Consider the following 26,024-nt stretch of genomic DNA (forward strand, 5'->3'; position numbering starts at 1 on the left):
TGCACTTGTATTAAATAGCCCTGGAGGCCCAATGAATACCGATGAGACCGCTCCGCACTCGGCGCAACGCCTTGACGTGCGCCCGATGCGCAAGCCAGATAAGCATCCAGCGATCTTCGCCGCGTATGCGGCACTCCCGGCCGGCGGCTCGTTCGTGCTCATCAATGATCACGACCCCAAACACCTGCGGGACGAGTTCGAGATGGAGCACCCGGGCAGCTACGGCTGGGAGTACCTCAACCAGGAGCCCCGCGACTGGCGAATCCGGATCAGCAAGGCCAGCAGCGCGCCACTGCCCCGGGTGCTGGTCAATACCAACGACCTCACCGGTGCAGCCGCTACCCCGGATATGACCGGTGCCGCGTGGAAGCTCCAGGTCCGCGAGCGCGACCTGGACTCCAACATCATTGCTCTGCCGCCGCAGGGACGCATTGATGCCCACACCGGGCCTGACCTCGATGTGCTGATCTATGTGCTGGTCGGACAAGGGCGCCTGACCACCGAGCTGGGAGACGTTGAACTCTCCCCCGGCGACCTGGTCTTCCTGCCACGCCGGTCTCGGCGGGAGTTCACCGCAGGTGGCGATGGGCTGCGCTATCTCACCGTGCACCAACGCAAACAAGGCCTGGTTATTGGTTCCGGTCCACCGCGCAGTTAGTAGCCTCATTCAGAAGATCGACTAACTAGACTCCGGCCTCGGCGAAGTCTCTGCCGTTTCTGGTCGCGCAAATAGCCCCCTCGCGCCCGACAAGTCGTGGCACCTAAACGTTGGCAGTGTGATCGGTGGCCCCAACTTCTCGTGGGCGACGAGCACATGGGCGTTGCCCACCGGGCAAGATGAAGATCAAGAAATAGACTCAGACGTTGAAGCGGAACTCCACCGCGTTCCGGTACGTACAGCCATCTGGTTCCGATCAGGGATCAAGGTCACTGAGACCGCTCACTTGCAGCCGAGGGGTTGTGGGCGCATGCTCTTCACCAGTCGATGCTGAGCATGGCCGCGCTTCGCCGCCAGTGCTCAACCGCGATACCGGCGTCGTAGGCCTGCCTGTTCGTGCGGCCGATCCGGCCCGGTGCACCGTAGTACTCCCCCGATGTCCACGCCCGGCCCGGTTGACCCTCGATGAAGTGCCGCAGGCGTGCTCCTCCCTGCTCTGGGGAGATCAGGAACGCCCTGAGCGCGCCGTGGTAGACGCGTTGGAAGTAGCTGTCTGTGTCCGAGGCGAAGTTCGTCGCGACATTGCCAGGATGGAATGCGACTGAGGAGAGGCCCCGGCCGTGGAAGCGCTCGTGCAGCTCCTTGGTGAACAGGATGTTGGCGAGCTTGGCGTCGCCATAGGCCTTGTTCGGTGAGAACCCCGCCCAGTTGTTCAGGTCCTCGAGGTCGATGTGGCCGAACAGTCTCGCGCCGATGCTGGAGGTGTTGACAACGGCCGCGCGGCTGTCGAGCAACTTGTCGATCAGCAGGTGCGTGAGCAGATACGGGGCGAGGTGGTTGATCTGGAAGGTCTTCTCGAAGCCGTCCTGGGTGACTGTCGGTCCGGAGAACATGCCGCCCGCGTTGTTCGCCAGCACGTCGATCCGCTCGCAGACCTCGTTCAGCTCGCCGGCGAGGCGGCGTACGTCGTCGAGCCTGGCGAAGTCGGCGACATAGTGCTCGGCACCGGTGGCGGCGGCGACCGCGCTGGTCTTCTCCGGCGAACGCCCTACGAGGATCAGCCGTGCGCCGGTCTCCGCGAGCTGTCGGCTGGCTGCCGCGCCGATGCCGTCACTGGCTCCGGTGATGACGATCGTTCTCATCGGTTCTCCTTCCTGGGTTCGGGTCAGCAGCGGAGGGGAGGAACCGGGCTGTGAGCGCTTCGACCGCCTCCCAGGCTTCACGCTCGCGCTGCCGGTCATAGGACGCCGGCGATGATGCAGCCACTCGGTCACGGTCGATATACGCGCCAGACGGGGCCGCAACCGTGCCGAGCACCGCGTCAGCCAGGAATCGCCCTGCCAGGCTGGGGAGGTCGCCAGCGGGTGAGCGTCAGCAGGGGCATGACCCGTCGCATGGCGAACCGGGAGATGGCATCGGCATCGCGTGCGAGGTCGGTGCCGGGCACGAAGCCCGGGTTGAACGAGGTGATCGTCAAGCCGGTCGGGAGTCGGCGCGCGTATTCGTGCACGAGGTAGATGGCGGCGAGCTTGCTGGTCGAGTAGGCGGCCCGCCCCGCTGTGCTGCCGCTCGGGTCGGGGAACGCGGCGACCCGAGCCAGCGTCTCGACCGGGTGCCACAGCGGGCCCGGCACCATGCCGAGGTTGTGCCTCAGGTCGCCGAAGTGCGTGTCGCTGACCGTCACGACGACCCGCGCGCTGGGAGGCAGGTGCCCCTGGAGCCTCCGCAGCAGGACGTGGTTGGCCAGGACGTTGACCGCGAAGGTCGCCTCCAAGCCGTCCACGGTCTCGGTCAGTGCGTTCGTCAGCTGCACCCCGGCGTTGCAGACCAGCGCTCCGATCGGTGGCAGGCGGCCGGGATGCACCAGCTCCACCACCTCGTCAGCCGCCTCGCTCACGCTGCGCAGAGAGGACAGGTCGGCGCGGATGACAGTCACCGACCCGCCGGCTGCTCGCAACTCGTCGACCAGTGCCTGCGGGACGGTACGGCTCAGCAGCACCAGATGCGCCTGCGGGCGACCGGCGAGCAGGCGGCGCGCCGCCGTGCGGCCGATCCCGCGGCTCGCTCCGGTCATCACCACGGTCTGCTCCATCGTCATCGCCTCCGGGCCCTTCCGCCGGGACCCGGTTGGGCGGTGTCACCGGCGATGGCCTGGATCAGGAGTGTCACGTCGCTGCCCGGCAGAAGGTCGTCGTGTCCTGCGCCTTCCGCGAAAGCGACGCGGGCCAAGACCGTCCCCACGACCAGGTGCGCCGCGGATGCGGCATCGGCTCCACGGCCTCGCCCCGTGCGGCAGCACGGTCGAAGATCGCCTCCAGGTGCTCCCGCGTCGGTTCGAGGATGCTGGTGCGCACGATCGCGGCGAGTTCTCGGTCATGCGCCGACTCGCCGACGAGCGCGACGAGTGTCGCGCCGATCCTGCCGGAGAGCACAGCACGCTTATGGGCCAGCAGCGCGCGCAGGTCTCCTCCACTGTGCCGGTGTCGACGTCGTCCGCCTCGGCCTCGCCGATCTGACCAGCCGCGGCCAGCAGGAGCTCCCGCTTGGAGGGCCATCGGCGGTACAGCGTCGCTGTGGACACCCCGGCCCGCTTCGCGACCGCAGCGGTGGTCAGCCGGGCGTAGCCCTCGTCCGCGAGCAGAGACAGCACCGCCTCCATGATCGCCGGCGTCAGTTCAGCATTGACAGGGCGACCTGACGATCCTCCGAGTCCACCTGAGCCCTCTGTCATGACGATGCCCCGTCCTTTCGATACGAAATGGTTTCCTTTCATAAGGTACCCGCACTCGCCCTCCTACACAACCGAGCCCCGTGGATATTCGGTCCGCGATCCGCACGAAGGACGACCACAGACGTTAGACCGAAAATCTAAAATCCACCACGTTCCCACGGCTAGAAACGTTATGGTCAGCAGAAGGACCCCCGGCCGCAGGCTGAATACGTCCGCGTCGCCGTCCACACCGATTCCGTGACTTGCGACGGTCCACTACACGTTGAACCGGGACTCCACCAGATTCTGTAGCGTGGACGTCACAGTGCGTCACTGGAAAGGAACGGTATGCCCACAGGCAAGAGTCACTATGTGATCCGGAGGGAGAATGGCCCTTCATCGCGTTGGGACGAGCCCTGCCGCTGCACCATCGGCCACGACCACAACCCGGACGGCTACTCGGTCTGGGACAGCGACTTCGAACGATGGGACGGCGAAGAGGGTCGCGCGTCGGCCAATCCGAACTGTCCCGCATGCGGGGGCACCGGTGCGTGCGCCCTCTGCGATGACGACTAGCTAGTCGCTGTGCTTGACCGCGCTTGCCGTACATCAAGCGGGCGCGACCCCGTCGACGGCCCTAGCCATGAGGCGTGGGGTGCTCGGACCACGTCGCCACGGTTAGGAACGTCAGGTTCGGACCGTCGCCCTCGTTTCGCGACCGTGGCGTCCGTCCACGTCACCACGCAGTCGACCGCGTCAGGCGACCCCAGGGCCAGCAGCAGGGGGAATCGCGCATCCTGGCCGGGCGGGATCGTTCCGAGAGGCCTTCCTCTCGATGCGTGCAGAACATCGCGTCCTCCGGCAGGTCCAGAAACTCGAAGTCGACATCGCTCGCCGGCCCGCGGGAGGTGTTGCGTAGCACGAGCGCCCAGTGCCGCTGGGTTTTCACGCGACCCTTGCTGTCGGTCGCCACACTCTCGCGCACCTCGGCTCGCGGCCACACGCCCTCAGAAGGGTCCGGCCCCTCGGGCTGCGCGTCCTTCGAGGACTCGACCGACTGCTGGAACTGCTCCGTCGCTCGACGGTGGAAGTTGTTGAGGTGACCGATGAGGGCCCCGTCGTTGCCGTACTCGAAGACGAGAGCGGTCCTGCGCAACTCGCCCAGGGAGGCGCTAGGCCGCTGGCGCTCGTCGAGCGCCTCTCCGCTCAAGGGCGGGTGCGGGGCCGAATTCACGAAGACCGCCACAGACTTCCCCACGGCGACGAGGACCTTGATCTCCTCTGCCGTGCCCGACTCGGCCTCGCCGTTCGGCGTCCTGAGGCGATCCTGGAAGAGCGCCACAGCGAGGTCGGCCTCCTCGACGATCTGATGGTTGGGGATCTCCTGTGGCCGCTCCCCGAACTCGGCGACAGCGTGCTCGGTCCAGGACACGGGCAGAACCGTAAGGCCGGTACTGCGGGTGCTGCCAGCTGTTAGAGCGCGAACCTGAACTCCACCGCGCTCCGGTACAGACCAACCTCTGCGCAGACCAGTGGTCCAGAGACTGACGGAGGACGTCGACGTTACTTCGCGACCGCGCCGTCGAGCTGCCGGTGAAGCAACTGGCGAAGCCGAGAAACTCCAGTGCCTGCTGGGGGTCGCGCGGCTCAAACAAGTCGTGAGCACGAGGGTTGCGTACGCCGAGCATCGCGCCGCGGAAGAGAGCCGCGAACCCCTCCTGCTCGTCCTTGCCACTCTGACCGGCTGACGAAGCCACCGATACCCGGGGGTCCGCCCCTCCGAATGCCTCGCCCATCAGTTTGACGCCGGACTGAGCCGAACCAGTCATGGTCCGCACGCGGACCTCGATCGCCTTGAACGCCTCGCTCACCGCAGCCTCGTAGTGTCCGTCGGCGAACAGCTCGCTTGAGGAGCTGATGACTTCGGCGTGGAGGTTCTCGATCGAGAGCCGACGCACCGGTGGGACGCGGCTCGGTGGGGCTGCTCCCCAGGTCACATGGATGTGCTGCATGCCACGGAACGAGGATCCCGTGGGATTGTTCACGTCGACCGTCGCCGCGACCTTCTTCGTCGTGCCGCCGCGCGGGTCCGGAAACTCGACGACGTCGCCCTCATAGATCGGCGTGTCGACGGCGAAGAATCCGGTCGTGGCCTGAATGTGCGCTTCTGTCTCGAAGCGCTCCTCATCCTCGGTGCCGGGGTCGTGGACGACGGTGACCTTCGTGATCCCGAAGGTGCGAAAATGCAACGGAAGCGGTGCCATGGGCCAATGTTGCCAGTCAGATCCGACACCGGCTCGACGGTTGGAGCGAGGTCAGGCGGCGATGGTCTCGGGACCATCGCCTTCGTCGGCCAGCTCGTAGTCGATGATGTCGTCGATGCGGAACCGGACGATGGCGTCGGGATCGAGGTGGACGTAGACCGGCCAGTTGCGCAGCCGGCCGATGAGCACATCGCCGTCGCGGTGGAGGATCTTCACCCACATCCGCTCCCCCGGTGAACGCTTCACTTCCCACATGAGCTTCACCAGATCGCCGGGACGAAGCATCGCCTTCTCCTCAGCGTCGGGCACCCAGAACGAGTCCGGGTACTTCTTGTGCATCTCCCGTCCGGACTCGACCTTGGCTCGATGCCAGACGAAGCGACCCCAGTACCAGGCAATCTCGGGGGCGAGCCCGAGGCGAAGAGCAACCTCGAACTGTTGGCACACCCAGAAGGGTCGCTCCCAGCGCGGGACGGCGTAGAGCTCCGCCTGCAGCTCCCGTCGTCTCGGGTCGTCCTTGGGGAAGAGCCTGACGATGAGCGCCAACACCAGTCCGGGCAGGAACCCGAAGATGAGCAAAGCGATCACGAACGCGCCGAGCGCGCCGGGTACCAGCATCACCGAACTCATCAGGCGAACCTCACCTTCATCGCTGCGAAGCGCTGCTCCTGCTCAACCTTCCGTACCACCGCACCGATGCCGGTGCGGCCCGCATCGGTGAGTTTGTAGTAGCGACGCGGCGGGCGCTTCTTGCCTTCGGCGTGCTCCTCCCAGTAGTCCTCGAGCCAGCCCTCACCCATCATCCTGTCGAGGATCGGATAGAGAACGCCGGACCGGACGCCGGACTTCTTCGACAGGGCGTAGCCCCAGATCCGACCGTCGTCCTCTTGGTCCATCTGCAGGACCGCGATCGCCACGAGTGCGAGCGAATGAGTGACCTTCATAGGGCTAACTCTACATAGGTAGGCGGGTGCTCGCAATAACTTGCGGAGGCCGTCCGACTTCACCCGCATCGTTCTCAGTGTGTCCGCAGCCGCCCGTAGTCTCGTGACGACAGCTGCTCACGTGCGAGCAGCATTCAGCGAATGAAACGTGAGGAAGCTCGTGGGCGCAGACCTGTTCATCTCGTACACCTGGACGTCGGAGGGGCACCGGGAGTGGGTGCGCCTGCTCGCAGCCCAACTCAAGGCGCTGGGGTTCGACATCCTCATCGATGCCGACGTCGACTATGGCAACGACCTCAACGGGTTCATGCGCAGGGTGGACGACTCCAAGCGGGTGTTACTCGTCGTCGACCAGAACTATGTCGCCAGAGCCGACAACATGCCGGAGTCGGGCGTCGGCAAGGAGAACCGCTGGATCGCCGAGGCCTGTGCGGACCACGACACTGTTTGGTTGTCAGTCCTCTTTGTCGACAACCACTCCTGCAGCTTGCCGGCATGGCTAGGCGACAGGATGCCCAAGGGCTTCGACTTCAACCACACTCCAGGCAGCCTGCAGGAGTTCCCCGGGGCCGAGCAGATCGAGGACTTGTGGCGCTGGATTGCCTACCTGCCCGCCAATCGTGACAGCGCAACGCCGATCGCGACTCTTCGAGAGCGGGCCACGCGGCTCGAGCAGCACGATCTACGCAGTAACCCAGCGCAGTGGAGAAGTCCGGACCTCGTCGGCGAGGCGCACTTCGCGTATGACGACGCACCGCAGAAGACCTTCTGCTGGGGCGTCGGCGCATCCGAGTTCGCACTCCAGGTCAGCGGATGCTCTTACAACTCGATGTACATCTACAAGGATCCCATCAAGGCCGTCGGCCTGATCCGAGGCGAAAGCGTCGACGACGTCGACCTCGCACAGCACCTCACGCCAGGACGAACCGTCGCTCCGCAGGTCGGCCAGAGCGTCGTACTCATGAATGCCCACGGGCGTCTTGCAGTAGTCGACATTCTTGACGTGCAGCGCGAGGACCCGGGCGGCAGCCAGTATGTCCCACCCTTCGTCGACTTCCGTTGGAGAGTCGTCGAGTCATCCTGACGGTGGCTCTGTAGGGGCAGGGAAACGCGGAAAACTTCCGTGTCGGCGAAGCTGACCAGCGGATTGCCGCCCCGGGGCGAACTCGCGGACCTCACCGCGATTCAATCGGTCGTTAGGCGAGGCAATCCACGTTAAATCTCGCCGCCAGATGTCAGTTTGAAAACCTGAACTCGACCGAGTTCCGGCACGTACGGCCATCAGCAGGGCTCGCCTGGCCCAAGAAGTATCGCTGGTCGTGCCCGATGTCCGACGCCGCCGATATGCTCAGCCTTAACGCCCTCGATGCCCTGCGGAGGCGTCGAAGCGAGCGCCGTGCGACGGCTGCGTGACCAGGAGGAGCCGCCGATGGCGTGGGAAGAAGACTACCGGAATCACGAGCTGTGGACCTCCGTCACTGAGACGTTGGAGGCACTGTCAGAAGTCCCCGCCGATGAGCTCACCGACGACCTGACCCACCTGCGGGCGCTCCTCACTGAGATCGACGGACACGCGGACCAGCCGCACGCCGCACTGGCAACGGCACACCTCACGACGGTGAAGAACGTCGCCGACGGCATCGGTGCCGCGCTCCCCGACTCCCCCGCGACGATCTTCTCCCCGCCCCCGAGTAACCGAAACGGTCTGAGCCCGTTCGTCCAGCTCGCACAGTACGTCCGCACCTGGCCGGCGACAGGGACGACCCGTCTCAACGGACTCGGTTCGCGGGCCGAGGAGGTCGAGGCGGCGTTCAAGGCTCTGAACGAACGGCTCGACGAGCGCCTGTCGGAGATCGAGAAGCAGTCGAGCGAGCAGTCCGAGACGATCGCGGCAGCACTCGACGAGCACAAAGCCGCCCTGGCGGAGCAGCGAACGCAGTTCGCGGCGCTCATCGAGGAGAAGACCACCGAGCTGCAGGACGAGCTCGCGCGTCTGCGCGAGGCCGCCAGCGACGCGGACTCGATCATCGAGCAGCAGAAGACACGTCTCGATGCGGCGCTGTCTTCCTACCAGGAGAAGTTCTCGTCCGCACAGGACGATCGCACCGAAAGTGGTCCGCCCTCCTCTCGGAGAACAACGCGAAGCTCCAGGAGCACCTTGCTGCGATGCGCGAGCACGAGGAGCAGTCGCGGAACGTCCTGTCGGCAGTGGGCGTCAACGCGACGGCCACCGACTACGGCGCATACGCGAACGCGCAGAACGAGGCTGCCAACCGGTGGCGCATCGGTGCGGTCATCGCGCTATCGATCGCCGCCGCCGCGTTCCTCGTCGTGGCCGGTGCACCGCTGTTCGGATTCGGCGGGGACTCGGGTGGTGGGAGGGCGTCCTGCAGAAGCTCACTGCGCCCGTCGGCGCTGCTGCGGTCGGCTACGTCCTCATCAGGGAGTCGGGACAGCACCGCATGGAGGAGCACTCAGCGCGTCAAGTGCAGCTGACCCTCACGGCGCTCGAGCCGTTCATCGCCAACCTGCCGGAGCCGCAGAAGGAGCGCATCCGCGTCGAGACCGCACGGCGGATCTTTGCCGAGCAGCGGGACGGGTCATCGGCAGCCGTCACGGCAGCCTCGGAGGACGAGGCCGAGGAGTAGGCCGATTCAGAACACCGCCTGTTGCGAGACCCTCGCAAACGTCGGGCGAAGAAGATGAGCGCGCCGTCAAGTAGGTCGATCTTGGAGCGCTCGGTCCGCAACGACTCTCGGTGCAGAATTTTCGGCGAATCGTGATTGTGCGGGGAACCAATCCTGGTCCCGTCAACTTTGTATTCCGCTGGCGACGAGAGGAATCCTTATCGGGAGTGACCATCGACGACAAGCGCCTTCGTCTCGCGCTTGGTGAGCTTCGCGCGCCGTTCTGCCTGGGTTAGTGCTTCTCGCAGCTCGCCCACGCTTTCAATCGGCAAGTCCCACCGATCATGGTCGAGGATTCGCCCAATTCTTTCATCGAACCTGCGAACGGCACCGAGGGCAGCTTTCGCCTCGAAAGTTGCTTGAAAGTGTCGACTAAAGAAGTCCTCGAAGGACTTTTTCTGAATGGGTGCCATGTCTGCTTCCGTAATTCCCGGGTACGCCAGCCCCATTGGGCCAGTACGGGTGGCTACCCACCGCTCCAACGCCACACGAGCTTCGCGTAGCAGCCGTCGATCCTCCCGCCGTTCGGCAACAGAACCACCGACGATCTGTGTCAGGTAGCCGCCGAGCAGCGCACCTACGAGAGCGAGCGCAGGAACAATCAAGTCCAGAGGATCCATAACGTCATCCTAGGGTCGCGACTGGCTTCTCACATATAGTTCCGCGGACGCTACCTTTGCGGCGTGAACGTCGAAGAACCGAATCGTGCTCGCGCCGCCCCAACCAGGGATCGAGGCGATAAGAAAGAGATCAATGAGGGCGGCGATTCAACTTTGACTACACCGGACAGTCACACGTTGAAACGGAACTCCACCGAGTTCCAGCAGCTACCAACCTCTGCATTCTCCCGCTATACCGAATTACAGGTAGCGGCACACCATATCCGCTCCGCATGTGTCGGAGTCCGGATGCGCGGCGTTGTGCCTGAGGTCGGCGATCGTGGCGTGCAATGCGGTGAGCCGGGCGATCTGCTGCTCGATCTCGGCCAGGCGTGCGTCGAGGAGGTCGCGCACGTGCTCGCAGGGCGCGTGGCCACTGTCTCGGATGTCGAGGATCTGGCGGATCTGGGCGAGGTTGAGGCCAGCGGCCTGCCCTCGGTGGACGAAGTCGATCCGGGCGATGGCGTCGGGCGCGTAGTCGCGGTAGCCAGACGGGGTGCGCTCTGCCGGGGCAGCAAGCCCTGCTCCTCGTAGAACCGTAGCGTCTTCGCCGTCGTGCCCGCAGCCTCGGCGAGTTCCCCGATGCGCATGGCAGCCTCCATCCTTTCGTCAGGAGCACCCTTGACCTTCCCCTGCACCGGAAGGTCCAGTATGGCTGAGTAGGAAGAGAAGTCCAAGCGTTGACGGGAGCTGCGATGCCTACGAAGTACGACCTCGCCATCATCGGATCGGGTGGCGGTGCGTTCGCCGCAGCGATCCGCGCGACCACCCTCGGAAAGTCGGTGGTGATGATCGAGCGCGGCACGCCAGGCGGGACCTGCGTGAACACCGGGTGCGTGCCGTCGAAGGCGCTCATCGCCGCCGCCGAAGCGCGACACGTCGCCGCGGACGCCTCGCCCCGGTTCCCGGGGATCGCGACGACGGCTGAGCAGCTGGACATGCCCACTCTGATTGCCGGGAAGCAGTCGCTGGTCGAGTCTCTGCGCGGCGAGAAGTATGCCGAAGTCGCCGACTCTTACGGCTGGCAGATGCGGCAAGGGGATGCCGCGTTCGCGGGCACCACCGACGCGCCGACGCTGGAGGTCGCAGCCGCCGACGGGACGGTCGAGGCGATCGAGGCGCAGCACTACCTAGTCGCCACGGGGTCTCGTCCGTGGGCTCCGCCGATCGATGGTCTGGACGAGGCGGGGTACCTGACCTCGACCACCGCGATGGAGCTGGACGAGGTCCCCGAGTCGCTGCTGGTGCTCGGCGGCGGCTACGTCGCCCTGGAGCAGGCGCAGCTGTTCGCGCGTCTCGGCTCCCGGGTCACCGTGCTGGCCCGGTCCCGGCTGGCGTCGAAGGAGGAGCCGGAGGTGTCCAGGGCGCTTCAGCAGGTGTTCGCCGACGAGGCGATCCGCGTGGTGCGCCGTGCGCTGCCGACCCGAGTGTCCCGGGAAGCGGAGACCGGGCAGGTATTGGTTACCGCGGACGTGTCGGGCGGGGCGCAGGAGTTCCGGACCGACCAGGTCCTGGTGGCGCTCGGACGCCGCCCGGTCACCGACAGGCTGAATCTCGACGCGGTCGGGGTGAATACCGGCGGTTTCGGCGAGGTGCTCGTCTCCGACCGCATGCAGTCCTCCAACCCGCAGATCTGGGCCGCGGGCGACGTGACGGGGCACCCCGAATTCGTCTACGTCGCCGCCCACCACGGCACCCTGGTCGCCGAGAACGCCTTCGCTGAAGCCGACCGGGCCGTGGACTATGCCCGGCTGCCGAGGGTGACATTCACCAGCCCGGCGATTGGGGCGGTCGGCATGACGGAGAAGGAGATCGTCGCCTCGGGGATCCGCTGTGACTGCCGCGTCCTGCCCCTGCACCACGTGCCCCGCGCGCTGGTCAACCGCGACACCCGCGGGTTCATCAAGATCGTCGTGAACGCCGACACGAGCGAGATCCTCGGCATGACCGCCGTCGCCAAGGACGCCGGGGAACTCGCCGCCGCAGGGTCCACGTGCTCGGCAAGAAGGTCTCCGAGGTCGCCGACGCGTGGGCCCCTACCTGACCATGGCGGAAGGCATACGGATCGCCGCCAAGGCCTTCACCACCGACCCTTCAATGCTGTCATGCTGCGCGTGAAGGCATGGCCTGAGCCAGCGAATGAACGCCAGAGGTTAAAGCGAAAATCTAAACTCCACCGCATTCCGTAGCCGAATCACCTTTGGAGAGCTATGTCCATAGGTCGGTGCTCGCTCACCGTCCCTCCGGCGCTCCCATGTGGGAGATCGGGACGATCACAAGCTTTCGAACGACTGCGAGCACCAGAGCTGTCACTACGGTCGCGGGAGTGCTGGAGCTCGTCCGAGTTCCGAGGTCGGTAACCTTGCCACGTCGCGCTGGGGCCACGAGACGGGCGTTGCCGCAACGACTGGTATGACGGCCTACAATCAGGTGGCGACGAGAACCGCGGAGGAGGTCCACGTGCGCACCGTACTCGCGGCCGGGAACCGGCACTCAGTGCTGCGACGCGAGGACGGGACCGTGATTGCCACTGGCAACAATCAAGCCGGCGAGTGTGACGTCCTACCCTGGTCCGACGTCATCGCCGTAGCCGCTGGCAGCGTCCACACGGCCCGCAATACCGGCAAGTCTCACACAGTGGGGCTCCGAGCCGATGGGACTGCACTTGCTACCGGCTGGAGCGACGCCGGGCAGACCGCCGTCACGCAGTGGCGCGAGATCACGGCAATAGCCGCCGGCTGGAGGACCACCGTGGGGCTACGTGCCGACGGATCGGTCGTCGCCACCGGTCGCACCGCGGAAGGACAGTGTGACGTGCAGTTGTGGAGCGGGATCGTCGCGATCGCGTGCGGCGACTGGCACACAATCGCAGTTCGACGCGACGGCACAGCCCTCGCAACTGGCAACAATCAGCGAGGGCAGACCGACGTCGCCCGGTGGACACACGTGTCCGGGGTCTCTGCCGGCTACCTGCACACCGTCGGCTTACACGAAGACGGTACCGTCGTCGCCGTCGGCGACGACAGCAGAGGCCAGTGCGAGGTGTCATCGTGGAGAAGAATCACCTCAGTGGCGGCCGGCTCCGTCCATACGCTCGCGCTGAGCCAGACCGGAAGGGTCTTCGGAACGGGCGACAACCAGTTCGGCCAGTGCGATGTCCAGTCATGGACCGGCATCACAGCGATCGCAGCCGGAGCGAGACACTCGCTTGGGCTGCGCGCCGACGGCACAGTCGTGGCTGCGGGCGACCACACCGAGCAGCAATGCAATGTCAACGCCTGGGCCACTCGACCACAGATGAACTGAAGTCCAGCGTGCCCGGTAATCGGCCGTCGATCACACGTTGAACCTAAACTCCACCGCGTTCCGGCACGGAGAACCATCTGCAGTCAGCGACTACCAAGCCCGCCCGCGCAGGTCGACCTCTCCGTCAGGCCATGTCTCGAGCGGGGCGATTGGCAGGATGAGGATCGGCGGGCCGAGCTCGTCCACGACAGACTCGCCATCACGCCCGATCGACTTCTCGCGAGCAAGGATCCTCTTCCAACCACATGACTCGTAGAACGGGACGACTTGCTCTCGACAGCCCAGGTAGCCGAACGCGAGGCGACCGCGATCGCGCATCGATTGCGCTGCCCAGCTCATGAGTTCGCGCCCGAGACGCATCCCTCTCGCGTCACCGGAGATCAAGACACCGCCGACTCCCGCGATCGCGAGGGTCTCCGTACCGACAGCGATCTCGCGGCGCGCCCATCCCACGTGGCCAATGACGCGGCCTTCGATCCGCGCCATGATGTGGACATCATGTGACGCGTAACCGTATGGCTGTTGCGGATCCCACTCTCCGAACTCCTTGAGGTACTCCCTGTCGAAGAGCAGCCGAAGTTCACCCAGATCGACCTCAGTGAGTTCCTGGTGGGCGAGGACCTCGATCGAATGACGCTTCACGCGTCCACCTTCCATGGGTCCACCAGTTCGACGCCGGTGTGCTGGAAGTCCTTCACATTGCGCGTAGCACAGGTGGCCCCGTGCGCCAGGCAGATCGCGGCGATCTGGGCGTCGGCGGTACTGACCGGTGCGCCTGCTGCCTCACGCGACGCGAGCACCTCCGCGTATCGCTCCGCCGCGTCAGCATCGAATGCGAGCACCGACCGGCTCCCCCGATACGGCGCTACCGCTTCATCGATCCTCTGCGCCAGCTCGTCTTTGCGTTGGCCGTTCGGGAGCCTGCGCACACCGGCAAGCAACTCCGCGAGAGTGATGGAAGTGATCGCGACGTCGCCCGTCAAGGACACAAGCCACTCGACGACACGAGGCTCCGGAGAGGGCCGAAAGATCTCCGAGATGACGTTAGTGTCGAGGACGATCATTCGAGGTCCGCCGCCCTTGCGACATCATCGCGCGTCGGAATCGGCAACTCGTCGACCCCATCGACATCCCGTGCCGCAGACAGAAGAGCCATGCCGATGTGCGGCCGTCGAGCGGCCTTCGTGAGGATGTCGCGAACCTCGGCCTCCATTGACCGCCCGTGCTCCTTCGCCTGCGATGAGAGCTGCTGCTTCACGTGGTCATCGAGACCGCGCACGATGATGGATGACATCCGGGCCACCTCCTTCTGCTATCAACCACGATAGCGCAGATGGCTGGATGCGGACAGCCCACAACAAGCCAACGAAGCCCCGCCGATCACGAAGATCGACGGGGCCCGCGGAGCAGGATCGGCTCACATCAAACGTTGAACCGGAACTCCACCACATCGCCACGGTTAAGAACGTATGCCGTGATCATCGCGCATGCCGCCGCTCGCACCAATCTCCACGGTTAGGAACCACCGCCGGCGCTGGCGCACCCAGAGGCTCTTCACCCGAGCGTAGAGCTCGCGCAGAGCCGCGTCGGAGAGATCGATGATCGGCTCGTACATGAACGAGTTCACGTGGATGTTCTCCGGAGTCATGAGTACGACGTCATCGAGTGTGCGGAGTGACTCGTCGGTTCCATGGCCCCGGTTTTTGTACGCCTGGAAGAGCGCCTGGGTCTGATTGCCAGTGATCCCATCCGTGAACGGCGGGTCGGCAAGGACGGCGACCATATGTCGCTCGGCGACAATGCGGGTGGCGATGGACAGCACGATCTTGTTCTCGAAGTTGATGCCCTCGTCTGCGATGAGTGCCACTTCTGCCTGCTCGAACAGCAAGTCGATGACCGGCTTCGTGCTGGTACTCCACGACTTCTTCTTGTTACCCGGCTGGAAGGTCTCGTTGAAGATCCGGTCGAGCTCGGCGTTATCGACGCTTGCCGAGTCGGCCTTCCAATGCAGCAGCGAGGTCAGCTTCAAGTAGTCAGGGTCGCCCTCGCCCTTCGTGTACTCAAGAATGTTACGCACGAACGGCACCGAGGCAATGCGCTGCATGCCGTTGCCAAAGAAGTTCTTCTTGAAGCCATAGATGAACGGGTTCTTCACGTGGCTGGCCTGGCTCAGCGAGACCTTCCCCTCGCCCTTCTGGGCCATGAGGCACTTGTTGTAGCCAACGACACTTCGATTGAGAAGCGTGCGGAAAAAATCGAAGTTGTGCGTGAGGAGGATGAGCTTGAAGTTCGCATGATCAGCCATCTCCTTGAGGTACTGGATGATGGCGTACTTGTTCTTGTAATCGAACGAGTCGGCGAGGTCATCGATGACGAAGATCGTCTCCCGACCCGTCGCCTTGCGCGTCTCCATCTCGAAGAGGACATTGAGGATGTAGAGCGCCTTCTTCTCGCCGTTGCTGAGCACTGACAGCAGGTCATCCCGCTCGACGCTGGCGGACTCCTGGCCGTCATTAAACTCGAAGACGAGCTTGAGCATGGAGTCCTGGCCGAGGGCCACTTGGTGCTTGTTCTCCGCGCGGAGAGTGAACGGCACGAAGAAGCGCTCGTTGAAGATCTTGATGACCCTGTCCCACTGGGTGCTTTCGGTAGCCGCCTGCTGCTCGATAGCCTTGCGGCGCTTCTCGGTGTCTTTGTAGCACGTCACGACGCGCAGGAACACCTCCTCGTGTGCCTTGAGGTAGGACTTCCAGACGTCCTGATGGAAGGTCTGGACGTTGGCGAACTCCGGGAGGAGGTCTTCCCGATTCGCGATGAACTCGAAGAACTTTCGCGTGTCCTCATTGCGCTGGACGGCACGCTCGACACCGTCCATCTTCTTGCGCAGCGCATCGTCTTCGCTGATGCGCTTCTTCTCTTCGGTGATCAGCGCCCGCAGGTCAGCGTCGCTCGTGATCTGGCGGGGCTCATCCTCGCCGTGCAGTAGGAGCGAGTGCTGAGCGGTGAAGAAGCCATTGGCACCGAGGCTCTTCGTAACGTTCGTGGCGTTGTAGTACGTGAACGAACTCCGGTTGAAGAACGTGGACTCCTCGAGAAGCTGGTTGAGCTGGCTCACGTACGCAGCCAGCTGGGCCTGGACGTCAGCGCCCTGGAGCGCGGTAGCCACCTTGCCGTTGAAGAGCAGGTCGTGTGGCAGGTCGGCAAACCGAGCGTCCTCGAGCTGTTCGACCTCGTAGGCAATGCGGACGAGGGAGTCGTAGAACTTGTCATCGCTCTGGGTGAAGACCTTGGAGATCGTCGAGATCACGTCCTGCTTCGTGCCCGACTGAGCCGTCAATTCCTTGACCAAGGCGTCGCGGGCATCGAGGAGCTCCACCTGGAGCGCTTCGAACTCCTTCCGAAGCTCAGGGTTGACGAGCAGGGTCGAGGTCGACTCCGTCGGGCCAAGCTCCTCGTCGTAGGACAGGACAACGGCAACGTCGCCGGGGTCTGGCGACTGGCCGTTCTCATCGGCGATCGAGCGCGAGGACTCACGGTCAGGAAAGACTCGGTCGGTGGTCTCCTTGCCCGTGGCGAGGTCTTTGAAGGTCCGGGCGAGGGAGGTCTTCATCGTGCCGTTGGGCGCGTAGATGGCCACTGCGTTACGGTCGCCGAAGTCCAGCGTCGCGTCAAGCGATCGGATCCCGTGGCAGTTGGTCAGCTCAACGTTAAGCGTCTTCATGCCAACAGACTATGGTGCCCACAGGCTCCGGCCGGAATGAACAGGATGAGCCGCTGCCGGCGTCGGCACTCTGGGGGCCGCCTACTCGGCCTTGCCCTTGCCGAAGAGCACCTCGAGTGGAGCTTCTCGAGCTCGTCCTCGATCTCCCAGAACTCACGGGCGAGCCACTTCAGGGCCGACTTCATGAAGGCCTTGGTGTCCTTCTCCGGGGCCTCTGTCCGGTACCTGCGCTTCATGGAGACGAAGTCGAACGGCTCGCCGGTGCCCGGGTGCTTGACGAACGAGCCGTTGACCCACACGCCATGAACAACGAAGTGGCGGAGTTCAAGCGCTGCCTCCAGGCGGTCGACGAGCGCCTTCGGTGCCGTATCGCGGAGGGCCTTGACGAGGCGTGAACTGGTGTCGTCGTAACCTCTTGCCCGCGTGTCCCAGTCGCCCGAGGTCGCCTGCAGGAAGGTGCCACCGGCGTCCTCGGCCCAGGCCGCGGCGATGACAACCTCACCGATGAGCTGCGGGAGCTCCGGGCTGACCTGCCGCCGGGACATCTGACGGGTGAGTGACTCAGGATCGTTGGCGAGTGATTCCTTCAATCGGTGGAGCAGCGAGGTGCCCACGGCAACCTGCTCGGCCTTGGGTCGCGCCTCGAGATCAGGCGGCACTAGCTCCTCAAGGAGCTCATCGATGAGATCGGGTTCGTCATCCAAGGCCATGACCCCGATCATGCCAGCGGACAAGCTCAAGGAGACATCAGCCCCCGTCATAGTCAACTTCAGGCATGCCCTGATGCTGCCCCGGAGGCGAATGCTCAATTAGGCCGCGGTCCTTTAATGTCCGTCGGGCTTACCGAACAGCGCGTTTGGTCATGCAGAAAACACGATCCTTGCGCCGCTTCACGCCTCAAATCGTGAGACGAAGCAACAAATTCCCAGGTCAGAAGCTACTCTTATACATTGAACCTAAATTCCACCACGTTCCGTAGCGGAATAGCGTCTGCAGAGATCGGCCTGACCACTCGTCGGCGTGGGGCCTCAGTCCGTGGACAACCTCGCGAGCGCTCTGACTCCGGCAGTGAACTGATCCAGCCTCAAGCGCACGTGCCCGTTTTGAAGGGCTTGCCCGCTGACGCCCAGCTCCGAGAGCTTTAACTCGAGGAGTCGATTTGGGACAAAGCGAGGGATCGTCGACGTGGTCCACGGCCACCGCGAGAACGCTTCGGGGTCGTGCGACTCGGTCCACGACTCATAAAAGGGGGCTTGGAACTCTGACTCACCCTTCACTTCCACAACGGCATAACAGTCTTTGGTGTCCTTAGCGCAAATGAAAACGAAGTCCCCAGCGCGGAATCCGGGCTTTCCTTCTTCGGGCTCGCGAACCATGATTCCGCTCGCCAACTATCAAGGGCAGGTTGCCCATACTCTAGTTTCAACCAGAAGCCGCGTTCTCCGTCGCGCGCATCAGCAAGAAGCGATTCGGCTAATTGAAGAGCAGAGTCGGCGTCGAGCGTATCGTGCTGCGACTTGTGCTGTTTACCCAAACGGGCGGCGGCCTCTTCAAGGACATCTAGAGCTATAGCGTCGATGGGTCGCGAGGGCCAATCGAGCATGAGTCGTCGTGCCGACTCCACCTGCTCAGAATTGAGGACCACACAGAGCTCCTTATTGGGGCTCACAGAAGATCCAAGTCCCGAGCCAGTGAGATTAGCCGACCCCAACGCACCATTCGGCCCAACGATGAAACACTTCGCGTGAAGTCTGTCGACATGACGAACGAGAACCCCGCTGCTGACCAATCTCCTCAATCCCTGACAGGTAGCCGTTCGCAACGGCGCTAGGGTCAAGCGCCGTCAACAGGACAAACGGCTGCCGCCGCTGCATAGCTGCCTCAGCCAAAACGCGACAGACGTCGTACGAAAGGTAGGGGCTCGCAAAGTGGGAGGGTCCGTCAGATTCTCGTAGCGCGCTCTCGAGCCAATTGCCGATTGTCCCGCTGACTTCGCCAGGTTGCTCCATACAGGCAATCTACCTGACCGCCCACCAGCGCTGGCAGATGTTAGACCGCAAACCGGAACTCCACCACCACGTTACGGACACCACTACGGTCAGTGGCACTCCAACTTGACCCCGCTTGACAGACTGGATAGGATCGCCCCAAGCCCTTGATCACCGCGACCGCAAGGTGTTCGAGGAGGATCACCCCACGTGGGCTGTGGTGAGCAGCGCATAGTCAGCACCGGGTAGCGCCGGGAACCACGTCGAGATTGAAATACAGACGCCCCGGCAGGGAGTGACTTCTCCCGTAAGGCACGGAGGCTCAACAGGGCCCAGTGGAGCATCGCGCACGGCGACCGGGAATGTAGCCGGACAACTATTCCCCCGTCTCCGGACAGTTCAAGCTGTCTGGAGTTGTCATGGGGTACTCCCCGCCTCCTTCGTCCGATCTCACTCACTACATCACGCTCCAGGAAGCCGTCTCGCTCGGCTACGGCGCGTATCAGACCCTCCGGAAGTGGATCGCTGACGGTCGGCTGCCCGCCGTCAAGATCGGTTCCCGCATCAAGGTGTTGTGCACCGACCTCGACGCTCTCGCGGTCGCCGTCAGGCCCGCGACCTTCGAGGACGTCGAAGCTGCCGCAGAACGGCTCGTCGCTTCCGCTCTCCCCACTGAGCGACGCCCAGGTTCGTCGTCTCAGCACGATCTTCGGCGGTGCGTCATGAGCGCCGCGGCTCCTGGCTGGGAGCACCACGAGATCACCGACGGTGCGAGGCACGGCATCGTCTTTGAGGTGCTCGTGCGGCGGCGCGCGCGAGCAGCGGTCAGCGGTGGCGCGGGTGTGCCCAGCGACGCCTCGAACGGCGGGGCGAAGAGGTCTCAGACGCCCGCCACCGAGTGTGACAGTTCCGAACTGTCACACCTTTTCAACCGTCCGAGACGAACGTTTCCCCCGGTCAGGAGGGCGATGGTCGGGCACGGTCAATAGCCCCTATGGGGAGCCCCGGGTTTCGACCGTGTGACCGTGGCTCTGCGACCAGCTGGGCGCCGCCCTCGCCGGGGGCCGTCGCAGGGTCATGTCGCTGCCGACGACCGCGTTCGGCGAGCTCCCGTCGGTGAAGGCGATGGGCACGGGCCGCGCCGGGATCGTCGTCGGATTCGACACCGAGTTCACGACCGTGGGCGGTGCTCGGGTCGTCGACTCTTACCAGCTCGCCGTACCTGATCCGCTCGACCCATCGGTGATGGTCGAGGTCGTCATCCTGCCGCCGCTGGGCTCCGGTGCGCGCATCTCCCTGCACACGGCGCTGTGGACCGTAGTCGCAGCAGCTGAGCTGTGGCGGTCCCATCTGGTGCCTACCGGGGTGGGTCCGCGCGGTGTGCCTCGCTCGGTGTTCTGGACGGATGACTGGGATGAGCGCCGGGAGGCACTCGCGAAGCTGAGGGTTCCCCTCGTCCTCGCCTGCCACTACGGCGCTGCCGACCTGACGACGTTCCGCTCGGGTGGTCAGTCCCGGAGCTGGACCCCCTCGTCCGCCTGACCTCGGCGGCCGGTGGCCTCGTGACTCTCCTGCCGTTTCGCTCCCAGCGCGGCAACGAGAACGGGCATTGGTGGCAGAGCCTGTCGGTGACCGTGCGCGACACCATGTCGCAGGCTCCGGCAGGGAAGAAGACGTTGGCGGCGCTCGGCGAGGCGTGCGGAGTCGCGAAGCTCGACGTGCCGGATGGCTGGATCTCCAGGATGACCGACTATCGCCGTGAACACCTCGCGGAGTTCCTGGAGTACGGCGTCAACGACGCGGTGATCGTCGTTGAGTACCTCGCCCGGCTGTGGGGCGACGGCACCGTTCCGCCGATTACTCTCAGCGGTGGTGCTGCCGCTGCCCTCGTCAACTCGGGCAGCGCCTACCTCGGTGCCTCCACTCCGGCCGAGTTCCGTCGGCTGTTCGCCGGGCTGGTGGACGAGGACGAGGGTGTCGAGGCTGTCGAGGAGGGCGACCGCCTGAGCTTCTACGCGAAGCGTGGACGGAACCCGCTGGACGGCGCTGCTGCTCAGCTGTCGTCGGCGTTCGCCCGTGCCTACCACGGTGGTCTCAACAGCTGCCCGATGCCTGGCTACTACCCGGTACCGACCGTGGACATCGACGCACAGAACGCATACCCGACGGCGATGGCGCTGGTCCGTGACATCGACTGGGAGGCCGGTGCTATCGAGGAAGTCGTGCATGAGCGGGCCCTCTCCGTTGATGACGTGCCGACGGCCACGACGCCCTTCGTCGGGTTCGTGTCCTTCACGTTCCCGACCAACGTGCTGCACCCGTGCCTGCCCATCGTCGCCGACGGGACGCTCATCTACCCGCGCACATCCGAGGGTGTCGCCGGGACATGGGTGTGCGGCCCGGAGCTGTGGCTCGCGCTCACCCTGGGTGCTGAGGTGCACTGCCAGATCGGCTATCTCGGTCGTGAGCGGCAGCACGACGGTGGCCGAGCTTCTCCCTCCGGCATGGCGTCAAGCAGCTCATCGACGACCGTAACGCGGCGAAGGCGCTGTTCGGCAAGGGCTCGTTGGAGGAGCAGACCCTCAAGACCGGCGTGAACAGCATCTATGGGAAGACCGCGCAGGACGTGGCTGAGCAGCGGTCCTGGGATGCACGTGCGCAGGAGATGGACAACGTCGGCGGTTCCGCCGTGTCCAGCCCGTACCACGCGGCCACCACCACGTCACTGGTCCGGGCGCAGCTGTTGGCGACGATGAACCAGCTGAGCGAGAACGGTAGGGATGTCTACTCGGTGACGACCGACGGTTTCATCACGGACGCCACCGTGGACGAGGTCGCTGCCCTCGACCTTTACGGTCTGGAAGAGGTGCTCGGCGATGCCCGGGTTGCCCTGACCGGCGACCCGTCCATCTGGGAGATCAAGCACGCGCAGTCCGACTTGGTGAACTTCACAACGCGCGGGAACGTCTCTCTCGACCTCGGCGGCGTATGCGCTCACAACGGCCTCAAGGCACCGAAAGATATTGTCCCTGACAGTATCGAGGACCGCGAGCTGTTGCTGGCCTCCGTCGTGAGCAGGGAAGGTCGGGTTCCCAACGGGTACACGCGGTTCCCCTCGTTCCAGGAGTTGTCACGCAAGGAGGACCGGAAAGACTTCCTGCCGTCCCGGATCGAGCGCTCGGTCAGCATGGACTACGACCTCAAGCGCCAGCCCGTTATGTCCTCCATGACACCCGAGATGGTGCCCCTGCCGGACGGCTCGGTTGAGGAGATGGCGACCTTCGCCACGCAGCCGTGGGATCGGGTCGAGGACTGCCTGCGCGCTCGCCAGATCGCCCGCGACATGGCCGAGACGGGATGCCTGCGCACCGTCTCTGAATGGCACGACTGGAACGTGAAGTTCTCGCACGGTAAGGGTCGCCGCATCAGTACCCCGCAGCGCGCTGTGCTGATGTCCATCGTCATGGCGCATCGCCAGGGTGTGACCACGATCCCCACCTCGCCGACCGCTCGTTGAGCATCGCCGAGCGGCTCGACTGGCTCGGCGAGTGGGGGCTCGGCACCGTCTCGCGCGGTGACTGGGACAACGCCCGCCGGCCCGAGCGGGCGTCCCAGATGCTCCCCATCGACACGCTCGACCCGTATCTCGGCCGGATGACGTCCATGTCGTCCGGCGAACATCCCACGGACGCCGACCGGCTCCCGTACTGACCAACTCAACGACTCGAAAGGAACGACCATGAACAGCGACGACCAGATGCTGGACGACCTGATGAAGGACATTCAGGACAGGGGCGCCGCGCGCGTCGCGTTGACGGACTGGCTGATCAGCGGACGCGCACCCGGCGACGCCTGGCAGGCCCGCGACCCCCGGCGCACCACGATCGAGGGTTCCCTGCGCTCTGAGGCACTCGTGCTTGGCGCAGCGCTCGACCTGCTTCGCGAGGACGTGCAGGAAGCACGAGACGAAGGCCTGCCCGAAGACACGATCATCGCCGCCCTCGACCTCCCGTCCGAGATCGCGTCGCTTGTCCTCGGAGAGGGCCACCCTCTCAACGGGAAGGAGAACTGACCATGAGCAATAAGACCAAGACGAACCTCGACGAGCTGATCGATCAGGAGCGCCGCCGAGCGTCCGAGCGCATCGCCAAGCTCAAGCGTGCTGCCGCTGCCGAGCAGCGCCGCATCGACGAGAAGGTCATCAATCTGCTGCGCGACCAAAGCCCCGCTCTCTACGACCGGCTCTCCGAGGAGGCGGCCGATACCTTGGAGGCAGAGAAGGCGAAGAGGTCGAGGCGTGCGAAGAAGGCGGCATCGTCTTCGGGGTCGGCGAACGACGGGACTGCCTCGCAGTCCGTCGATCCCGAGCATGAGGAGGCGGCACCGTGGAACGGCTGACGACTCCGATCCGGGACTTGCGTCAGCGTCCCGGGATCCCCTCGCCCGCAGGGAGCGCAGCGACCGAGGACGAGGGCCAGCGGTTCTTGGAGGACATGAGCGCCAGCGAATTGTCGGACAAGAACCCTGCTGGCCGTCTTCCGTACGCCCCGGAGAGCGAGCACAACTCCCCAAGCAGTGCTGGTCGGGCTCGTGCGGAGGGTGTGCGGAAGACCCGGCCCTGGCAGCGGAGCTGCACCACGACTCCCAGGTGAACACCGGTCGTGGTGCTGCGCAGAGGGCAGGGTCGGCCGAGGCTCCGGTGGAGCCTCGGAACAGCCGTCGTCGGGAGGTCTCTCTCGACGTGCGGCTGACGGTGGCTGATCGCGATGCGATCCGCCGCCGTGCCCACGTGCTCGGCGTGAAGCCGAGCGCATGGGCTCGTGCCGTCATGCTCGACGCGCTGGACTCGAGGTCCTCGAAGGTCGATCAGCTGGAGAACAACGCGGGAGTGAAGGAGGCGGCGCCTACGTCTCTTGTTCCTGCAGTAGAGCAGCTGCGTCGAGTTGGTGTGAACCTGAACCAGGCGCTCCGCAAGGGTGCTGCCGTCGATGACGGCCTCCTTCACGAGGTGATGGTTGCGGTGGACGAGGTGCGTGCCTCGCTCGGCGACCGGACGCGGACATGAGCACCGTGAACGTCCGCCCCTCGACCAATGCTGCAGGAGCCGTGGGGTACATCCTCTACGGGCGTGACCCTGAGGTGCGCAGGGAGCTCCTCAGGGTCGGATCGACACGTGCGGCCGCGTATGCGATGTCCATGGTCGACGGCGGGTCGACTCCGGCGGAGTTCATCGCGTGTGCTGAGGCGCACGCCGCTGCTCATGGCCGAACGAACCAACTTCAGAGCTACGTTCTGGCGTTCCACCCTGACGAGTTCGACGTGACCTCGCAGGCCGACCTTGAACGCATCCGGGACGTGGCCGTCGAACTCGCGGAACGCATGCACAGCGCTGACTACATGGTCGCGGTGCACTCTGATTCCGCCGGAGGTCACGGGCATGCCACATCCTGGTCATCAACCACGACAACCTCACCGGTAAGAGCCTCCAGCGGTACACATCGTGGAAGCACGGACTGCGCCAGTTGAACGACGAGCTGATGGCAGACGAGGGCCTGCGGGTGCTCCCCGATCCCGCGGAACCAAAGCCCGACTGGGAGCTGCGGCGCGAGGAATTCGCGCCGGGCGGATTCGAGCAGGCCCTCGGGGACAAGGTCTATGACGCACTGACCGACTCGCGCTCAACGAATCGCGAGGCGTTCGAGCACGTCCTCGCCGAGCGCGGGGTCACGCTCGCGGTGACGAACCGCGACGGTTGGAGTTACAAGATGCGCCGGGATGACAACGGGAAGCTCGGACGGAAGAAGGCCTCGGCGCTGACACCCGAATTCACAGCCGAAGGTGCTCAAGAGATCTTCGACTATCACGCACAGAAGGGACAGGCTCATGGGAGCGCTGGACAGGATCAAGCAGGCCGACGAGCAGCAGAAGACTACGGAGCTCCTGGAGAACTTGATCTCACAGCACGACGCCAACATGCAGCAGATCGCGAAGCTGACGAACACCGTCGCCGACCTGACCGAGTACGTGAAGGTGATGGACGAGGAGCAGATGACGCGGCTGGATCGCCTGTCGACCTCGCGGCAGCACGAGCTTCCTCCACGCTGCCGCTCGACGCCGAGACGAAGAAGCGGCTGAACGAGATCGAGAAGACGCTGAGCGCCGTCGCGCAGCAGCTGAGCAGCAGCGAGGTCGTGAAGCTGCCCGACGGGTCCTCGGTCACCAGGGCGGACCTGGCCGCATACACGATGACACAGAAGATCAGCGAGGAGCTGAAGACGACGACTTCAGCCTCGGCTGACCTCGCCGAGGCCGTCCGTAAGCGCGGCCACGTCCGTATCGACACGGGCAAGCTCACCGAGCACGCTGTGAAGGTACTCGATGACCGACTTGCAGAGGCTGTCGAGGTTCCCGTCCAGAGGGTCGAGAAGACCGTCGAGGGGCTCGAAGAGCGGGTGGTCAGGCTCGGCTCCGAGAAGCTCGCCGAGCTTACCGGCCGCGCCCACGAAGTGGTCAGCGCCGTCGGGCGGGCCGAGCGGCGAGTCGAGCGACTCTCGGCGAGGGTCACCTGGGCGACGGTCGGTCGTATGTGCCTTGCCCTGGTCCCGTTCACCGTCGCGTTCATCATGCTCACGGGGATGGTCGGCGGGATCACGCAGATGCTCGGCCTCGGACCGCTGCTCGGATGGGCCTGGGACTCCTTCGCCGCCGCGAGTGCCTGGTGGGCGAAGGCACTCATTGCCCTCGCCGCCCTCGGCGGATGCGCTCTGTTCGCCTGGCTGCTCTGGTGGCTCGGAAAGAAGCTGTACGAGAGCTACCGCGGCTGGTAGTCGGAAGAAAAAGCGAGTGCCCGTAGCCGAAGCTACGGGAACTCTGAACTCAGTCGACGTCGGGGTCATCGCCGAACAGCTCGGCATCGGTGTCGTAATACCCGAGAAGGTCGCGCTGCTGGCGGATCAGCTCGACGGTTGCCTTGTGCAAGGCGAGCAGGTCATGGAGGTGACCCTCCTCATCGCCCATCTCGGGGTTGCCGACCCACCAGCGAAACGATTCGGCGTGGCTGTAGGCGTTGGACTCAGCACTCATGATC

The 26,024-nt window shown here is 64.7% G+C and carries 30 protein-coding genes and 4 pseudogenes; 17 read left to right on the forward strand and 17 right to left on the reverse strand.

Features of this window, described 5'->3' with window-relative positions; translation table 11 throughout:
• The first annotated feature begins 31 nt into the window (after positions 1 to 31).
• A complete protein-coding gene (locus L0A91_RS07995; RefSeq protein WP_235243750.1) occupies positions 32 to 658 on the forward strand; it encodes a DUF2249 domain-containing protein in 627 nt (208 codons plus the stop codon).
• A 317-nt stretch (positions 659 to 975) separates the two neighbouring features.
• On the opposite strand, the gene L0A91_RS08000 is transcribed toward L0A91_RS07995, so the two are convergent.
• The 8 genes and pseudogenes from L0A91_RS08000 to L0A91_RS08025 all read right to left on the reverse strand — a co-directional run bounded on the left by L0A91_RS08000 (position 976) and on the right by L0A91_RS08025 (position 6,576).
• On the reverse strand, positions 976 to 1,800 hold the full coding sequence (locus L0A91_RS08000; RefSeq protein WP_235243752.1) for an SDR family NAD(P)-dependent oxidoreductase: 825 nt from the start codon (positions 1,798 to 1,800) through the stop codon (positions 976 to 978).
• A gap of 179 nt (positions 1,801 to 1,979) precedes the next feature.
• On the reverse strand, positions 1,980 to 2,750 hold the full coding sequence (locus tag L0A91_RS08005; RefSeq protein WP_235243760.1) for an SDR family NAD(P)-dependent oxidoreductase: 771 nt from the start codon (positions 2,748 to 2,750) through the stop codon (positions 1,980 to 1,982).
• 73 nt (positions 2,751 to 2,823) lie between these two features.
• Entirely contained in the window at positions 2,824 to 3,090 is a 267-nt protein-coding gene (locus tag L0A91_RS08010; RefSeq protein WP_235243762.1) for a TetR-like C-terminal domain-containing protein, read from the reverse strand.
• Between the two features lie 149 nt (positions 3,091 to 3,239).
• Positions 3,240 to 3,431: pseudogene (locus L0A91_RS19825) on the reverse strand (hypothetical protein); the annotation flags it as partial.
• A gap of 673 nt (positions 3,432 to 4,104) precedes the next feature.
• Positions 4,105 to 4,800: a hypothetical protein gene (locus L0A91_RS08015; RefSeq protein WP_235243764.1), complete on the reverse strand. Its 696-nt coding sequence runs from the start codon at positions 4,798 to 4,800 to the stop codon at positions 4,105 to 4,107.
• Positions 4,801 to 5,026: 226 nt separating this feature from the next.
• Positions 5,027 to 5,632: pseudogene (locus L0A91_RS19830) on the reverse strand (TIGR02391 family protein); the annotation flags it as partial.
• A 51-nt stretch (positions 5,633 to 5,683) separates the two neighbouring features.
• On the reverse strand, positions 5,684 to 6,262 hold the full coding sequence (locus L0A91_RS08020) for a hypothetical protein (RefSeq protein ID WP_235243766.1): 579 nt from the start codon (positions 6,260 to 6,262) through the stop codon (positions 5,684 to 5,686).
• On the reverse strand, positions 6,262 to 6,576 hold the full coding sequence (locus L0A91_RS08025; RefSeq protein ID WP_235243768.1) for a PadR family transcriptional regulator: 315 nt from the start codon (positions 6,574 to 6,576) through the stop codon (positions 6,262 to 6,264). The genes L0A91_RS08020 and L0A91_RS08025 overlap by 1 nt, the downstream gene beginning before the upstream one ends.
• Before the next feature lie 160 nt (positions 6,577 to 6,736).
• Between L0A91_RS08025 and L0A91_RS08030 the strand changes: the two genes are divergently transcribed.
• From L0A91_RS08030 to L0A91_RS08040, 3 genes are all read left to right on the forward strand, one after another.
• Positions 6,737 to 7,660 carry a toll/interleukin-1 receptor domain-containing protein gene (locus L0A91_RS08030; protein WP_235243770.1) on the forward strand — a complete coding sequence of 308 codons (924 nt, stop codon included), beginning with the start codon at positions 6,737 to 6,739 and terminating at the stop codon, positions 7,658 to 7,660.
• A 1,082-nt stretch (positions 7,661 to 8,742) separates the two neighbouring features.
• The gene (locus L0A91_RS08035; protein ID WP_235243772.1) at positions 8,743 to 9,072 is read left to right on the forward strand and encodes a hypothetical protein; all 330 of its coding nucleotides are present in this window, start codon (positions 8,743 to 8,745) and stop codon (positions 9,070 to 9,072) included.
• Positions 9,063 to 9,224 (forward strand): hypothetical protein, encoded by a 162-nt coding sequence (locus L0A91_RS08040; RefSeq protein ID WP_235243774.1) that lies wholly within the window; start codon positions 9,063 to 9,065, stop codon positions 9,222 to 9,224. The genes L0A91_RS08035 and L0A91_RS08040 overlap by 10 nt, the downstream gene beginning before the upstream one ends.
• 197 nt (positions 9,225 to 9,421) lie before the next feature.
• On the opposite strand, the gene L0A91_RS08045 is transcribed toward L0A91_RS08040, so the two are convergent.
• The gene (locus L0A91_RS08045) at positions 9,422 to 9,883 is read right to left on the reverse strand and encodes a hypothetical protein (protein ID WP_235243776.1); all 462 of its coding nucleotides are present in this window, start codon (positions 9,881 to 9,883) and stop codon (positions 9,422 to 9,424) included.
• Between the two features lie 240 nt (positions 9,884 to 10,123).
• A pseudogene (locus tag L0A91_RS08050) lies at positions 10,124 to 10,512 on the reverse strand (heavy metal-responsive transcriptional regulator).
• A 105-nt stretch (positions 10,513 to 10,617) separates the two neighbouring features.
• Here L0A91_RS08050 and merA point away from each other — a divergent pair.
• Positions 10,618 to 12,040 (forward strand): annotated as a pseudogene (gene merA, locus L0A91_RS08055) (mercury(II) reductase).
• Positions 12,041 to 12,334: 294 nt separating this feature from the next.
• Entirely contained in the window at positions 12,335 to 13,228 is an 894-nt protein-coding gene (locus L0A91_RS08060; protein WP_235243778.1) for a chromosome condensation regulator, read from the forward strand.
• 90 nt (positions 13,229 to 13,318) lie between these two features.
• On the opposite strand, the gene L0A91_RS08065 is transcribed toward L0A91_RS08060, so the two are convergent.
• The 6 genes from L0A91_RS08065 to L0A91_RS08090 form a co-directional block, all read right to left on the reverse strand.
• The gene (locus L0A91_RS08065; protein ID WP_235243780.1) at positions 13,319 to 13,870 is read right to left on the reverse strand and encodes a GNAT family N-acetyltransferase; all 552 of its coding nucleotides are present in this window, start codon (positions 13,868 to 13,870) and stop codon (positions 13,319 to 13,321) included.
• The gene (locus tag L0A91_RS08070) at positions 13,867 to 14,292 is read right to left on the reverse strand and encodes a type II toxin-antitoxin system VapC family toxin (RefSeq protein WP_129702391.1); all 426 of its coding nucleotides are present in this window, start codon (positions 14,290 to 14,292) and stop codon (positions 13,867 to 13,869) included. The genes L0A91_RS08065 and L0A91_RS08070 overlap by 4 nt, the downstream gene beginning before the upstream one ends.
• Entirely contained in the window at positions 14,289 to 14,522 is a 234-nt protein-coding gene (locus L0A91_RS08075) for a FitA-like ribbon-helix-helix domain-containing protein (RefSeq protein WP_235243782.1), read from the reverse strand. Before L0A91_RS08075 ends, L0A91_RS08070 begins: the two co-directional genes overlap by 4 nt.
• Positions 14,523 to 14,687: 165 nt before the next feature.
• Positions 14,688 to 16,949 carry a hypothetical protein gene (locus L0A91_RS08080; protein WP_235243784.1) on the reverse strand — a complete coding sequence of 754 codons (2,262 nt, stop codon included), beginning with the start codon at positions 16,947 to 16,949 and terminating at the stop codon, positions 14,688 to 14,690.
• Positions 16,946 to 17,710 (reverse strand): hypothetical protein, encoded by a 765-nt coding sequence (locus L0A91_RS08085; RefSeq protein ID WP_235243786.1) that lies wholly within the window; start codon positions 17,708 to 17,710, stop codon positions 16,946 to 16,948. The genes L0A91_RS08080 and L0A91_RS08085 overlap by 4 nt, the downstream gene beginning before the upstream one ends.
• A 267-nt stretch (positions 17,711 to 17,977) precedes the next feature.
• On the reverse strand, positions 17,978 to 18,325 hold the full coding sequence (locus tag L0A91_RS08090; protein ID WP_235243787.1) for a hypothetical protein: 348 nt from the start codon (positions 18,323 to 18,325) through the stop codon (positions 17,978 to 17,980).
• A 1,031-nt stretch (positions 18,326 to 19,356) separates the two neighbouring features.
• On the opposite strand from L0A91_RS08090, the gene L0A91_RS08095 reads away from it, so the two are divergent.
• The 11 genes from L0A91_RS08095 (at position 19,357) to L0A91_RS08145 (ending at position 25,764) form a co-directional block, all read left to right on the forward strand.
• Entirely contained in the window at positions 19,357 to 19,926 is a 570-nt protein-coding gene (locus L0A91_RS08095) for a helix-turn-helix domain-containing protein (protein WP_235243789.1), read from the forward strand.
• An 88-nt stretch (positions 19,927 to 20,014) separates the two neighbouring features.
• Positions 20,015 to 20,479 (forward strand): hypothetical protein, encoded by a 465-nt coding sequence (locus tag L0A91_RS08100; RefSeq protein WP_235243790.1) that lies wholly within the window; start codon positions 20,015 to 20,017, stop codon positions 20,477 to 20,479.
• A gap of 20 nt (positions 20,480 to 20,499) precedes the next feature.
• Positions 20,500 to 21,534 (forward strand): hypothetical protein, encoded by a 1,035-nt coding sequence (locus tag L0A91_RS08105; RefSeq protein WP_235243792.1) that lies wholly within the window; start codon positions 20,500 to 20,502, stop codon positions 21,532 to 21,534.
• Positions 21,504 to 22,454, forward strand: coding sequence for a hypothetical protein (locus tag L0A91_RS08110; protein ID WP_235243794.1), 951 nt, complete (start codon positions 21,504 to 21,506; stop codon positions 22,452 to 22,454). Before L0A91_RS08105 ends, L0A91_RS08110 begins: the two co-directional genes overlap by 31 nt.
• Positions 22,451 to 22,648 (forward strand): hypothetical protein, encoded by a 198-nt coding sequence (locus tag L0A91_RS08115; protein ID WP_235243796.1) that lies wholly within the window; start codon positions 22,451 to 22,453, stop codon positions 22,646 to 22,648. The genes L0A91_RS08110 and L0A91_RS08115 overlap by 4 nt, the downstream gene beginning before the upstream one ends.
• Before the next feature lie 28 nt (positions 22,649 to 22,676).
• Positions 22,677 to 23,009 carry a hypothetical protein gene (locus tag L0A91_RS08120; protein WP_235243797.1) on the forward strand — a complete coding sequence of 111 codons (333 nt, stop codon included), beginning with the start codon at positions 22,677 to 22,679 and terminating at the stop codon, positions 23,007 to 23,009.
• A gap of 2 nt (positions 23,010 to 23,011) precedes the next feature.
• Positions 23,012 to 23,335: a hypothetical protein gene (locus tag L0A91_RS08125; protein ID WP_235243799.1), complete on the forward strand. Its 324-nt coding sequence runs from the start codon at positions 23,012 to 23,014 to the stop codon at positions 23,333 to 23,335.
• Complete coding sequence (locus L0A91_RS08130; RefSeq protein ID WP_235243800.1) at positions 23,323 to 23,589, forward strand: hypothetical protein; 267 nt, start codon at positions 23,323 to 23,325, stop codon at positions 23,587 to 23,589. Before L0A91_RS08125 ends, L0A91_RS08130 begins: the two co-directional genes overlap by 13 nt.
• Entirely contained in the window at positions 23,586 to 24,002 is a 417-nt protein-coding gene (locus L0A91_RS08135; protein ID WP_235243801.1) for a plasmid mobilization protein, read from the forward strand. Before L0A91_RS08130 ends, L0A91_RS08135 begins: the two co-directional genes overlap by 4 nt.
• Positions 23,999 to 24,463 (forward strand): relaxase/mobilization nuclease domain-containing protein, encoded by a 465-nt coding sequence (locus tag L0A91_RS08140; protein ID WP_235243802.1) that lies wholly within the window; start codon positions 23,999 to 24,001, stop codon positions 24,461 to 24,463. Before L0A91_RS08135 ends, L0A91_RS08140 begins: the two co-directional genes overlap by 4 nt.
• The gene (locus L0A91_RS08145; RefSeq protein WP_397333682.1) at positions 24,460 to 25,764 is read left to right on the forward strand and encodes a hypothetical protein; all 1,305 of its coding nucleotides are present in this window, start codon (positions 24,460 to 24,462) and stop codon (positions 25,762 to 25,764) included. Before L0A91_RS08140 ends, L0A91_RS08145 begins: the two co-directional genes overlap by 4 nt.
• 49 nt (positions 25,765 to 25,813) lie before the next feature.
• Here L0A91_RS08145 and L0A91_RS08150 read toward each other — a convergent pair whose 3' ends face one another.
• Positions 25,814 to 26,020, reverse strand: a complete 207-nt coding sequence (locus L0A91_RS08150) for a hypothetical protein (protein ID WP_235243804.1) — start codon at positions 26,018 to 26,020, stop codon at positions 25,814 to 25,816.
• Positions 26,021 to 26,024 lie beyond the last annotated feature (4 nt).

Source organism: Ornithinimicrobium sp. INDO-MA30-4, assembly GCF_021535045.1.
In the GTDB taxonomy this organism is placed as follows: domain Bacteria; phylum Actinomycetota; class Actinomycetes; order Actinomycetales; family Dermatophilaceae; genus Ornithinicoccus.

Excerpts from the sequence above, each read along its gene's own strand:
- L0A91_RS07995 (WP_235243750.1), top strand. The coding sequence starts at position 32 with ATGAATACCGATGAGACCGCTCCGCACTCGGCGCAACGCCTTGACGTG.
- L0A91_RS08000 (WP_235243752.1), bottom strand. The coding sequence starts at position 1,800 with ATGAGAACGATCGTCATCACCGGAGCCAGTGACGGCATCGGCGCGGCA.
- L0A91_RS08005 (WP_235243760.1), bottom strand. The coding sequence starts at position 2,750 with ATGGAGCAGACCGTGGTGATGACCGGAGCGAGCCGCGGGATCGGCCGC.
- L0A91_RS08020 (WP_235243766.1), bottom strand. The coding sequence starts at position 6,262 with ATGAGTTCGGTGATGCTGGTACCCGGCGCGCTCGGCGCGTTCGTGATC.
- L0A91_RS08025 (WP_235243768.1), bottom strand. The coding sequence starts at position 6,576 with ATGAAGGTCACTCATTCGCTCGCACTCGTGGCGATCGCGGTCCTGCAG.
- L0A91_RS08035 (WP_235243772.1), top strand. The coding sequence starts at position 8,743 with ATGCGCGAGCACGAGGAGCAGTCGCGGAACGTCCTGTCGGCAGTGGGC.
- L0A91_RS08045 (WP_235243776.1), bottom strand. The coding sequence starts at position 9,883 with ATGGATCCTCTGGACTTGATTGTTCCTGCGCTCGCTCTCGTAGGTGCG.
- L0A91_RS08060 (WP_235243778.1), top strand. The coding sequence starts at position 12,335 with ATGACGGCCTACAATCAGGTGGCGACGAGAACCGCGGAGGAGGTCCAC.
- L0A91_RS08070 (WP_129702391.1), bottom strand. The coding sequence starts at position 14,292 with ATGATCGTCCTCGACACTAACGTCATCTCGGAGATCTTTCGGCCCTCT.
- L0A91_RS08075 (WP_235243782.1), bottom strand. The coding sequence starts at position 14,522 with ATGTCATCCATCATCGTGCGCGGTCTCGATGACCACGTGAAGCAGCAG.
- L0A91_RS08080 (WP_235243784.1), bottom strand. The coding sequence starts at position 16,949 with ATGAAGACGCTTAACGTTGAGCTGACCAACTGCCACGGGATCCGATCG.
- L0A91_RS08085 (WP_235243786.1), bottom strand. The coding sequence starts at position 17,710 with ATGACGGGGGCTGATGTCTCCTTGAGCTTGTCCGCTGGCATGATCGGG.
- L0A91_RS08090 (WP_235243787.1), bottom strand. The coding sequence starts at position 18,325 with ATGGTTCGCGAGCCCGAAGAAGGAAAGCCCGGATTCCGCGCTGGGGAC.
- L0A91_RS08095 (WP_235243789.1), top strand. The coding sequence starts at position 19,357 with ATGGGGTACTCCCCGCCTCCTTCGTCCGATCTCACTCACTACATCACG.
- L0A91_RS08100 (WP_235243790.1), top strand. The coding sequence starts at position 20,015 with ATGTCGCTGCCGACGACCGCGTTCGGCGAGCTCCCGTCGGTGAAGGCG.
- L0A91_RS08120 (WP_235243797.1), top strand. The coding sequence starts at position 22,677 with ATGAACAGCGACGACCAGATGCTGGACGACCTGATGAAGGACATTCAG.
- L0A91_RS08125 (WP_235243799.1), top strand. The coding sequence starts at position 23,012 with ATGAGCAATAAGACCAAGACGAACCTCGACGAGCTGATCGATCAGGAG.
- L0A91_RS08140 (WP_235243802.1), top strand. The coding sequence starts at position 23,999 with ATGAGCACCGTGAACGTCCGCCCCTCGACCAATGCTGCAGGAGCCGTG.
- L0A91_RS08150 (WP_235243804.1), bottom strand. The coding sequence starts at position 26,020 with ATGAGTGCTGAGTCCAACGCCTACAGCCACGCCGAATCGTTTCGCTGG.